Source organism: Celeribacter marinus, from assembly GCF_965656515.1.
GTDB classification, from domain to species: Bacteria; Pseudomonadota; Alphaproteobacteria; order Rhodobacterales; family Rhodobacteraceae; genus Celeribacter; species Celeribacter marinus_D.
In genome coordinates, this window is sequence record NZ_CBFHKW010000019.1 from 18,158 (window position 1) to 28,709 (window position 10,552).

The following is a 10,552-nucleotide window of genomic DNA, read 5'->3' on the forward strand; positions in this document are numbered from 1 at the left end:
ATGGTGGCGGCCTGTCACGCCACGCGGGCGTGAGCAGACTGATGTCGTCCTGTGTCGGACCAAATCGCATCGCTTGCATCCTCACGGATCATTGCCGCAACCAATTTGCGCGCCTTTTCCGGCGATAACACCTCGTACCCCGGAACATTGGACTCGTCCGCCATATGCAACATGTCCGCACCCGAATAGGACGGACAGTAAAAGAGGGCGCCAACGTTTGCGAACACAACCTGTTCTGTCTCAAAATAAAGTGTGACGACGTCAAAGACGTCTATGTCGGTGTGTTGACGAATGCCCTTCAAGCCAATGAGAGACATCGCGGGGACAAGCGTAAAGGGATCCCCGAACATTTCCTCACCCAAATCGCTTTCGACCATGACGGGTTGATCGGGTAACATAAGCAGGGCATCACGGTTGCCAAGCGCCCCCTCAGGCACACAAATCGGTGCATCTGCGATATGTCCACGGTGTCTTTGCGCATCGATGAAACTACGCTCTAGGCGTTGAACGGTTTGCAAGCCATCATCGAAGGTCAACACCTTGTCGCCCTCTTGTACCGCCTCGATCTTGCGCCATCCGAGGCCTGTGGCAACTTGGGTTCCCGCGATCAATCCCGCAGATATCATAGGGCGCGCGAACGCATCCCGTTGCGCGAACGTCCACGCGCGCTGCAAGCCGTGCGCATCTCGCGCTGGTTGCGTCCTGAAAATCTCACCGAGTTTCATATCGTCATCCCCTTGCTCGGACATAGCGGGTGGCAGCCCGTCCGTTCTAGCAAGGTCACTTGGCCCTTTGGGGTGGGTCACAATTCGCCGCGAATGGGACCGAAATGTGGCATAATCCCGTCACGCGCGCAAATGAGCCACGTCACCGCCAATTGTTAACCATAATAACTCATATCCCGCAGTTTTTTCACCCTGCGTTAACCACATTTGCACATGCCCAATCTCACTACGGACCCCGCCCCATTGATTCCAAAAGAGATTCGCCACGGGTGCGCCGCTAAGGTTTATATAACGGTGATGACGTCCCCTATTGTAGCGCCCCACAATAGTAACCCCGAAAGGGCATTGAAACCGCGGCTGCGCGAGCCAAAATTTGACCCCATAGATATACAGAACGCATACTAAAGGCGCGCATCGCATTGTGATCTTGCAGAAAATTCGGCCACCCTGCGCTTGTTTGATGTGGCCAGCTGCTTTTCATTGTCGCATGGACGAAGGCGCGGTAAAGTCACCTAACAAGAACAAAAAAGCAGGCCCGCGCATGACTGCGCTTACAGAATATGATCGTTTGGAGGCATCCGCACTCTGGCGAGCCGAGGGAGAAACCCAAAAACGCGAGGTCCTCGTGACCATTGGGGATGCCACGCTGGTCATTTCAGATTTCGCAGGCACACCTTTGGCGCATTGGTCCCTACCCGCCATTGAGCGCGTGAACGGCACCAACGAAAAAAAGGCGCTTTATAGTCCTGACCCAAACACTGATGAGCGTTTGGAAGTCGACGACTCGACCCTTATTGATGGGATTGCGCGCATTCATCGCGCTTTGGAGCGTGGACGCACCCACCCCGGGCGCTTACGTGGCCTTGTGATTGGCGGGGCCGTTGCGGCCTGTGTTGGGCTTGGAATCTTTTGGCTGCCGAACGCTCTTATCCGTCAGGCAGTTTCAATTGTCCCCGATGTGACACGCAATGAAATTGGTGCACAGCTTCTTGACCGGATGCAACGCCTGTCAGGACAGCCATGCTCCACCGCACGCGGCGCCCTCGCTCTTGAGCATCTCAACACCCGCTTACGCGCAAGCGAGGGCGGGCGTCTCGTTGTGGTACAAAGCGGCGTGCCGATCACGCAACATCTACCTGGGCGCATTGTCTTGTTGAACCGCTCATTGGTCGAGGATTTTGACGACCCCGCCGTCCCCGCAGGTTACGCCTTGGCCGAAATGGAACGTGCGCAACAACATGATCCACTTGAACGACTGCTAAAACAATCCGGCCTCATGGCGACCCTGCGCCTGCTAACAACCGGCCACATCGACGCCGCGACATTGGATGCACACACCGAAGCACTTTTGATCGCACCACCCGCCGCAATTGTTGCAACGGATTCATTGATTGAGAGATTTGTACGCGCTCAGGTGCATATCGCCCCCTATGCCTATGCCGTCGACATCACAGGTGCGCAAACCCTCCCGCTGATCGAAGCGGATGCAATCCACATCGACAACACCCGCGCAACGCTCTCAGATGGTGACTGGATCGCACTCCAAGGCATTTGTGGCAGCTAAACCACCCGAGAACTCAAACAGGGCGGGATCACTTACTTGCGCGCAAAGGCGTCCGCGTAGCCAGCGGAGCGAATGGAGCCAAGTGCCGCCAAAGTCTGTTGCGACGATGCAAACGGGCCAGCGAGCACCATTTTGATGGATTTCCCGCCACGATTTAGGATCTGCGACGACACAGGCACGCCCAACGATGTCAGACGTGCAATTGAATTGTCAGCGTTCGCTGCCACCCCGAATGCCCCGACCTGAACGTAGCGCAAATTTGCGGGCGCGGACTGGGTTTTAGGCGTGTGAATAGGTGCCGCGCTTTTGGTCGATATACGGGAGGGCGCGGCCATGGCCACCTGTGCCTGTGGCACATAGACGGTGGTTTTGCTCTGACCTGTTCCAAACAAGGATTGCCAAAACGTCTTAGGCTTGGGCGCATACACATCGCGCGCAGGTGTGTCTTGTGTCCAGACCTGCGCTTGTTGCAAGTCACCTGCATAGGTGCGCGGGCCACGATTGGGGTTCAAACGCCCGTCATCCCACACTCGACTATAACCGGCGGGAACCTGCGTTGTGACAGGGCGCGCAATTGTAAACCCTTGAGCGGTAGCGGCGCGGTGTAGATCAACGCTATGTGCCTGTGCCTGCAAAGCTTGCGCCTGACGCCGAACAACAAAGCTTGACGGGTGCTGGGGCTGTGGGCCGCACCGTACATCTGTTGCCGTCATAAACTGCGCGGCATTCCCACTCAAATTGGAACACCCACTCGACGATGGTTGAACATAAGCGGGCTGTACATAAGCGGTGCGGACAGGCGCCGCGATGCGGTTGACCGATGCAACAGGCACCCGAACCATCGTCGGTTGCGTGGTCGTCATCTTTTCGCCAGCGGCCGTGCGCACAGTCACTCCTGCGGGCAGACGCTTCATCACATAGTCGGAGGGATGCGCGGTTTGCGGCCCATTGCGCACATCAAGCGATTGGGTGCGTGCACCCTGAACGGGCGCGCTACTTGGCAGTTGTACGGTCGCAGGCTTTGGCATTTGTGCGACAGCAACGGCAGGACGCGGTAGCGTCACGGTTACGGGGCGTGGCGCTTGTACGGGTTGCGCTGCGACGACCTGTGGTGTTGCGGCGCGGACCGCCATGGGTGGGGTGGGCGTTGTTCGCGTTGGCGCCACGGGTGCAACAGCCACCGGGGCCACTTTTGCAGGGGTTTGCACTACAGGATCTTTGATAACGGGTAGGTTTGATCCCGCAACTTGAGTGGGTTTAAAACCGCACATCACATCCCGAGAGCGCGTCACGCGGGGCACCCATTGCGTACCAGCGGCACCGCCCGCGCGCACGTAAACACAGCCTCGGCTGTCCACGTATTGTGATCCGGTGAAACTCGACGGGGGGAACTCCGCAGGTTCATCTGCATTGCGCAAAGTTTTGGCACTCAACGGCGCACATAAAACAATGGCAAAGAGCGCCACAATGGATACTGATCTAAAGGCCGTCATGGTGCGCCCCCACACAAAATGTTGTGGTTCAAGCTACATCACTTCCCCGTAGCTTGCAAAGGTGAATCCACAACTTTAGACGCTATTTCGTGCCAAACATACGGTCGCCAGCATCGCCCAAGCCCGGCACGATATACCCATGCTCGTTTAGCTTTTCATCCAAAGACGCGGTGACGATTGGCACATCTGGATGCGCCTCTTTCATCCGTGCAACTCCTTCGGGGGCCGCCAAAAGACACAAGAAGCGGATGTTTTTAGCCCCAGCCTGTTTGAGCAAATCAATGGCGGCAACGGACGAGTTACCGGTGGCAAGCATCGGATCAACTGCGATCACAAGCCGGTCTTCAAGCGCATCAGGCACTTTGAAATAGTATTGCACGGGTTGAAGCGTTTGTTCGTCACGGTACAATCCAACAAACCCGACCCGTGCCGATGGAATCAGTTCGAGCACCCCATCGAGCAGCCCGTTTCCAGCCCGCAAAATCGAGATCAGCGCAAGCTTTTTACCATCAAGAACCGGCGCATCCATCGGCTGCATCGGCGTCTCGATCCGTTTTGTGGTCATATCCAATTCGCGCGTGACCTCATAGGCCAAGAGCTGCGAAATTTCGCGCAAAAGCTGACGGAACACTGCCGTTGAGGTTTCCACCTCGCGCATAAGCGTCAGTTTGTGTTGCACAAGGGGGTGTTTCACGATCGTTAGGTGGTCAAGCATCTGATGGCATCCTTAGTCTGGCAAGAGAACGGTTTGGGTCACAAGAACGATTTTCCTGCTCCTAGGTTTTCAATTTCAAGGTGATCGGCAATCGAGGCAGCGACATCGACAAAGGCGACACGGCCAATTGCGCGCGCCCCGACCCCGTAGCCTACAACTGGGACCATTTCGCGCGTGTGGTCGGTGCCGACCCATGTCGGATCATTGCCGTGATCGGCGGTGAACAAGATCAAATCATTTGGGCGCACATGCTCTAACAGGCGCGAAATCTGGGCGTCGAACCACTCGAGGTGGCGCGCATAGCCCGACACGTCACGGCGATGGCCGTACAGACTGTCAAACTCGACAAAGTTGGCAAAGGTAAACGATCCATCTTCGGCCTCCTCCATCACATCACACAAGTGGTCGAACAAAGTCACATCCGCCCCTTTGCGCACCTCATCGACACCTTGCATGGAAAAGATATCGCCGATTTTTCCGACCGCATACACCTTGCGCCCTGCGGCCTTGGCCCAATCGCAAAGCGTTGGTGCAGGCGGTGCAATGGCATAGTCATGGCGGTTCAGCGTGCGTGTAAACCCGTCCGCCTCATTGCCCACAAAAGGACGCGCAATCACGCGACCGATTTTCATGGCATGTAGCGTTGGCGCGAGATCTTGGCATAGCTGCAACAATCGCTCCAAACCGAAATGGTCCTCATGGGCCGCAATCTGCATCACGCTGTCCACAGAGGTGTAACAAATGGGCCAACCTGTTTTGACGTGCTGTGCGCCAAAGTCATCAATCACTTGTGTGCCAGAGGCGTGGCAATTGGCCAAGGTGCCGCCCGCACCACATAATTTGGCGGTCAATTCCATGATTTTTTGTGGAAATGACGGCTCTGTTTTGGGGAAATAACCCCAGTCCCACGGGACGGGGACGCCCGCCAGCTCCCAGTGGCCCGATGGCGTATCCTTACCCTGTGAAACCTCGGCGGCGGCGCCAAACAGGCCTTGCGGCTGCGCGCCCAAATGCGGCGCACGATCATCTGATGCAACCGCGATGGCCGCGCCAAGCCCAAGCGCATCCAGATTTGGCATCCTCAATGGCCCCGTTCGACCGTCCTCCGCCTGACCATCAGCACAGGCTTGAGCAATATGGGCCAACGTATTGGCACCGGTGTCAGGGGTGCCCCCATTGAAAAACTGATCCGCATCGGGCGCACCGCCACAGCCAACGGAATCCATCACAATCAAAAATGCACGACTCATCCTGATACCTTTTCAAACACAAGCGGCACGGCCTCGGGCGGTTGCGCCGCGAATGATACCGCCGCACGAATAGCGGCCTCGGCGCGGTCAGCATCGGCGTCAGAGCGCGCATGGATCGTCGCAATCAGATCATCTTGACCCAGATACTCACCCGTCATGCAAAAATTGGAGAACCCTACGGCCGGATCAATTCTATCATCTCCCTTGAGACGACCGCCGCCCAAATGAACAACTGCCATGCCAAGTGCATGACCGTCCATCTGCGCAACATATCCTGATTGGTGCGCCACGACATCGCGCACCACGGACGCGGACGGCAAGCGGTCACGCCAGTGGTCAACAAAGTCGCGTGGCCCGCCCAATGCATGAACCATCTGACCAAACCGTTCAGCCGCAGAACCATCGCTCAACGTACCCCGGACAGCCAATGCGGCGTGATCTGCGTCATGGGCCATACCGGACAAGACCATCAACTCACCGCCCAATGCACATGTGAGATCGCAAAGGCGATTATCCACCTCGCCACTCGTCATCGCCTCCATAACGGCCATCACCTCAAGTGCATTGCCCATCCACGGACACAACGGCTGGCTCATATCGGTGATCAAAGCGGAGGTTTTGCAGCCTGCCCCGTTTGCAGTGGTAACAAGGCTTTGTGCCAAAGCGCGCGCATCGTCACGCGTTTTCATAAACGCCCCCGACCCACATTTGACATCAAGCACCAAGCCCTCAAGCCCCGCTGCAAGCTTTTTGGATAGGATCGACGCCGTGATGAGGTCAATACTCTCGACCGTTCCCGTCACATCGCGGATCGCATAAAGGCGCTTGTCTGCAGGGGCGATAGACCCCGTCGCGGACACAATTGCAAAGCCAGTTTGCGCCATGATGGCGCGAAACCTATCTTCGCTAACTTCGGTTTTGAGGCCAGGAATAGCCTCTAGTTTATCGAGCGTTCCACCCGTGTGGCCCAGACCGCGACCCGACACCATAGGGATAAACCCGCCAAGCGCCGCGAGCGCGGGCGCAAGTATCAAAGACACGCAATCGCCAATTCCACCGGTAGAGTGCTTATCAATCGGGGGAGACGGCGCATCCCATGTCATCACGCGCCCGCTGTCGCGCATCGCGAGCGTTAGCCCAACGCGTTCAGGGTCCGACATTCCGTTCAACAGCGCGGCCATCGCAAACGCACCGGCTTGCGCGTCTGTCACTTCCCCGTTTGCAAGGCCTTGGGCAAACCACTGCAATTCGACGTCCGCAAGGGCCGTCTTGTCGCGTAGTTTTTCAATGATGCGGCGCGCGTCCATTTCGGATTAATCCATGTGCTCGTGGCTGAACGCACCCGGCAGCAACTCACCCACGGTCATGATCAAGGTTTCGCCTGTACGCGACATCATTGTGACCTTCACATCCGGCGCGGCAAATTCGCGTAACTTTTGACGGCACCCGCCACAGGGCGGCGTTGGCGCGTCACCCGATCCGATCACGGCGACTTCTACGATGTGCGTCTCGCCGCCCAAAACCATCGCCGCAATCGCGCCCGCTTCGGCGCATGTGCCCTCAGGGTAGGCCACGTTCTCGACATTGACGCCCGCAAAAACCGCGCCTGACGACGTCTTGATTGCCGCGCCAACTTTAAAGTTAGAGTATGGCGCATAGGCGCGGTCTTGGGCCGCTTTGGCAGAGTCAATCAGGGACATGGATGTGGGCCTTTTTTCAAAATTTGACTACATGGTCGAGATTGCGCGCTTGGACATGGGGATGCAAGCAGGATGCAGACCTCATCACCAAAAATAGCAGTCAACACACCTAAATGCAGGGTGTTTGCGCTAACCTTCTCCATATAGCCACTGCAAAGCTTGCGTGACAGCCGCACAACGGCGTATGGGCAAAGAAAACAGAGCGTGACACGCGTGCAGTTTTAAATTAGTTTAGTATTAAACTAAATTCTGGAGAGACCCATGGCAGACGACAAGAGAGACGAAAGCCTTCGCAAGGCGGCCCTCGATTATCACGAATTCCCAAAGCCTGGGAAACTCGAAATTCGCGCGACAAAGCCACTTGCGAACGGTCGCGACCTCGCGCGCGCCTACTCGCCTGGCGTCGCAGAAGCCTGTTTGGAAATCAAAAACGATCCGAGCACGGCAAGCCGATATACATCGCGCGGGAACCTTGTGGCAGTTGTGACCAACGGCTCGGCTGTTTTAGGTCTGGGCAATATCGGCGCTGCCGCCTCCAAACCCGTGATGGAAGGCAAAGCCGTTCTATTCAAGAAATTTGCCAACATTGACTGCTTCGACATCGAAGTGAACGAGACAGATCCCGAAAAGCTGGCGGACATTGTCTGCGCACTTGAGCCGACATTCGGCGCGATCAACCTCGAAGACATCAAAGCCCCCGACTGCTTCATCGTGGAAAAACTGTGCCGTGAACGCATGAATATTCCCGTATTTCATGATGATCAGCACGGAACAGCCATTGTTGTCGGCGCGGCCGCAACCAACGCGCTGCGCGTTGCTGGCAAAAAGATCGAAGACATCAAAGTCGTCTCAACCGGTGGCGGTGCCGCCGGAATAGCCTGCCTCAATATGCTGCTCAAACTTGGGCTAAAACGTGAAAACGTCTGGCTTTGCGACATTGCTGGCCTCGTCTATGAGGGGCGCACCGAGGAAATGACCGCGCAAAAAGCCGAATATGCGCAAAAATCCGATCTACGCACATTGGATGACGTCATCGACGGCGCGGATCTATTCCTTGGCCTGTCTGGTCCGGGCGTATTGACCGCCGACATGGTCAAAAAGATGACAAAACAGCCGATCATCTTTGCACTTGCCAACCCGACACCGGAAATCATGCCCGATGCCGTGAAAAAGGTGGCACCGGATGCAATTATCGCCACGGGCCGCTCGGATTACCCGAACCAAGTGAACAACGTGCTGTGCTTCCCGTTCATCTTTCGCGGAGCCCTCGATGTGGGCGCAAGCGAGATCAACGATCAAATGCAGATCGCATGTATCGAAGGCATCGCAGCTCTAGCGCGCGCAACCACATCGGCCGAAGCCGCCGCCGCCTACCAAGACGAGCGCATGACCTTTGGCCCTGAGTACCTGATCCCGAAACCATTCGATCCGCGCCTGATGGGCGTTGTCGCCTCTGCCGTGGCGCGCGCCGCAATGGAAAGTGGCGTGGCAGCCCGCCCCATGGCCGACCTCGACGCCTACAAACAAAGCTTGGATCAGTCTGTCTTTAAATCGGCATTGTTGATGCGTCCGGTGTTTCATGCCGCCTCACAAGCAGAGCGCCGCATTGCATTTGCCGAAGGGGAGGACGAACGCGTCTTGCGCGCCGCCCAAGCGATGATAGAAGAAACCACCGACATGCCTATTCTCGTTGGCCGCCCTGAAGTCATCGCGATGCGTGCCGAGCGCGCAGGATTGAAAATCCGCCCGGGCATCGATTTTGAGATCGTAAACCCGGAGAATGACAGCCGCTACAGACAGTATTGGCAGTCCTATCATAAACTCATGGAGCGGCGCGGCGTCACACCCGATCTGGCCAAGGCCATCATGCGCACCAACACCACCGCTATCTGTGCCATCATGGTCCATGAGGGTCATGCCGACAGCATGATTTGCGGCACCTTCGGTCAGTATTTGTGGCACCTCAACTACATCGAACAAATCCTCGGAACCAAAGAGTTGCATCCCGTGGGCGCGCTGTCGTTGATGATTTTGGAAGATGGGCCGCTATTCATCGCCGACACGCATGTGCATACCGAACCCACGCCAGCACAAATCGCGGAAACCGTATGCGCCACGGCGCGACACATCCGCCGTTTTGGCATCGATCCAAATATCGCGCTGTGCTCACACTCCGAGTTTGGCAACCTCAACTGTATGACGGGCCGCCATATGCGTGAGGCAATTGCGATCCTTGATAGTGAACCGCGTGACTTCGTCTATGAGGGTGAAATGCATATTGATAGTGCCTTGACCCCCGACCTGCGCGAGCGCTCGTTTCCCAACTCGCGCCTTGAGGGACCGGCAAACGCGCTCGTCTTTGCCATCGCAGATGCATCGTCGGGTGTGCGCAACATCCTAAAAGCCAAAGGCGACGGTTTGGAAGTTGGGCCGATCTTGATGGGCATGGGCAACCGTGCGCACATCGTGACACCGTCCATTACATCACGCGGACTTTTGAATATGTCGGCCATCGCAGGCACACCTGTGACGCACTACGGCTAAGACGAACACGCAACACCACTGAAATCGCTCGCCCCATCTCAGGGGCGGGCGATTTTCATTTGCACATGCGGCGAACTGCAAACTTTGCAAATCAATTTGCTACACAGGTTTGCAATATTTTTACCAAACGACTCGGTGGCTTTGCTAGGACGGGGCGTGAGTAGAGAGCTTGCACGGCGAAAGTCGGCAGTCAGTGACCATCTGGCACAGGGAGGAGACCTTGCGAGGTGGTCACTGAAAGCGTTTAATCGCGCGATAAGTGAGGAGAATACCAATGGGTTACGCAGACGTTTATGGCGCGTGGAAAGCCGATCCGGAAAAATTCTGGATGCAGGCGGCCGAGGACATTTTTTGGTACGAAAAGCCATCAAAGGCCTTGTTCGACGAGAACGCACCAATTTACGAGTGGTTTTCTGACGGGATGACCAACACGTGTTACAACGCCGTGGATCGTCACGTCGATGAGGGACGCGGTGATAACCTTGCGATCATGCACGAGAGCCCGATCACCCATTCCTCCAAAGGTATTACATATAAAGAGCTGCGTGACCGCGTGGCCTC

At 56.5% G+C, this 10,552-nt stretch carries 9 protein-coding genes; 3 read left to right on the forward strand and 6 right to left on the reverse strand.

From position 1 onward, the window contains the following. Positions 1-14 precede the first annotated feature (14 nt). The gene (locus ACTG34_RS06245; protein ID WP_439104115.1) at positions 15-725 is read right to left on the reverse strand and encodes a Hint domain-containing protein; all 711 of its coding nucleotides are present in this window, start codon (positions 723-725) and stop codon (positions 15-17) included. A gap of 541 nt (positions 726-1,266) precedes the next feature. Here ACTG34_RS06245 and ACTG34_RS06250 point away from each other — a divergent pair. After that, the gene (locus tag ACTG34_RS06250) at positions 1,267-2,289 is read left to right on the forward strand and encodes a hypothetical protein (protein ID WP_439104116.1); all 1,023 of its coding nucleotides are present in this window, start codon (positions 1,267-1,269) and stop codon (positions 2,287-2,289) included. Between the two features lie 32 nt (positions 2,290-2,321). On the opposite strand, the gene ACTG34_RS06255 is transcribed toward ACTG34_RS06250, so the two are convergent. From ACTG34_RS06255 to cdd, 5 genes are all read right to left on the reverse strand, one after another. Further along, the gene (locus ACTG34_RS06255) at positions 2,322-3,782 is read right to left on the reverse strand and encodes an SPOR domain-containing protein (RefSeq protein ID WP_439104117.1); all 1,461 of its coding nucleotides are present in this window, start codon (positions 3,780-3,782) and stop codon (positions 2,322-2,324) included. Between the two features lie 82 nt (positions 3,783-3,864). Further along, the gene (gene upp / locus ACTG34_RS06260) at positions 3,865-4,497 is read right to left on the reverse strand and encodes a uracil phosphoribosyltransferase (protein WP_062219939.1); all 633 of its coding nucleotides are present in this window, start codon (positions 4,495-4,497) and stop codon (positions 3,865-3,867) included. Between the two features lie 38 nt (positions 4,498-4,535). Continuing rightward, entirely contained in the window at positions 4,536-5,747 is a 1,212-nt protein-coding gene (locus ACTG34_RS06265) for a phosphopentomutase (protein WP_439104118.1), read from the reverse strand. Further along, positions 5,744-7,054 carry a thymidine phosphorylase gene (locus ACTG34_RS06270; protein WP_439104119.1) on the reverse strand — a complete coding sequence of 437 codons (1,311 nt, stop codon included), beginning with the start codon at positions 7,052-7,054 and terminating at the stop codon, positions 5,744-5,746. The genes ACTG34_RS06265 and ACTG34_RS06270 overlap by 4 nt, the downstream gene beginning before the upstream one ends. A 6-nt stretch (positions 7,055-7,060) precedes the next feature. Then, positions 7,061-7,447 carry a cytidine deaminase gene (gene cdd, locus ACTG34_RS06275; RefSeq protein ID WP_439104120.1) on the reverse strand — a complete coding sequence of 129 codons (387 nt, stop codon included), beginning with the start codon at positions 7,445-7,447 and terminating at the stop codon, positions 7,061-7,063. 261 nt (positions 7,448-7,708) lie between these two features. Here cdd and ACTG34_RS06280 point away from each other — a divergent pair, with 261 nt between their 5' ends. Both ACTG34_RS06280 and ACTG34_RS06285 read left to right on the forward strand, forming a co-directional pair. After that, positions 7,709-9,991, forward strand: coding sequence for an NADP-dependent malic enzyme (locus tag ACTG34_RS06280; protein WP_439104121.1), 2,283 nt, complete (start codon positions 7,709-7,711; stop codon positions 9,989-9,991). 274 nt (positions 9,992-10,265) lie between these two features. After that, positions 10,266-10,552: acetyl-coenzyme A synthetase N-terminal domain-containing protein (locus tag ACTG34_RS06285; protein WP_439104122.1), on the forward strand; the 287-nt coding region annotated here is incomplete at its 3' end.

Bases quoted from the DNA above. Each gene is read 5' to 3' on its own strand.
- ACTG34_RS06255 (WP_439104117.1), bottom strand. From the start codon at position 3,782: ATGACGGCCTTTAGATCAGTATCCATTGTGGCGCTCTTTGCCATTGTT.
- ACTG34_RS06270 (WP_439104119.1), bottom strand. From the start codon at position 7,054: ATGGACGCGCGCCGCATCATTGAAAAACTACGCGACAAGACGGCCCTT.
- upp (WP_062219939.1), bottom strand. From the start codon at position 4,497: ATGCTTGACCACCTAACGATCGTGAAACACCCCCTTGTGCAACACAAA.
- cdd (WP_439104120.1), bottom strand. From the start codon at position 7,447: ATGTCCCTGATTGACTCTGCCAAAGCGGCCCAAGACCGCGCCTATGCG.
- ACTG34_RS06250 (WP_439104116.1), top strand. From the start codon at position 1,267: ATGACTGCGCTTACAGAATATGATCGTTTGGAGGCATCCGCACTCTGG.
- ACTG34_RS06280 (WP_439104121.1), top strand. From the start codon at position 7,709: ATGGCAGACGACAAGAGAGACGAAAGCCTTCGCAAGGCGGCCCTCGAT.
- ACTG34_RS06245 (WP_439104115.1), bottom strand. From the start codon at position 725: ATGAAACTCGGTGAGATTTTCAGGACGCAACCAGCGCGAGATGCGCAC.
- ACTG34_RS06265 (WP_439104118.1), bottom strand. From the start codon at position 5,747: ATGAGTCGTGCATTTTTGATTGTGATGGATTCCGTTGGCTGTGGCGGT.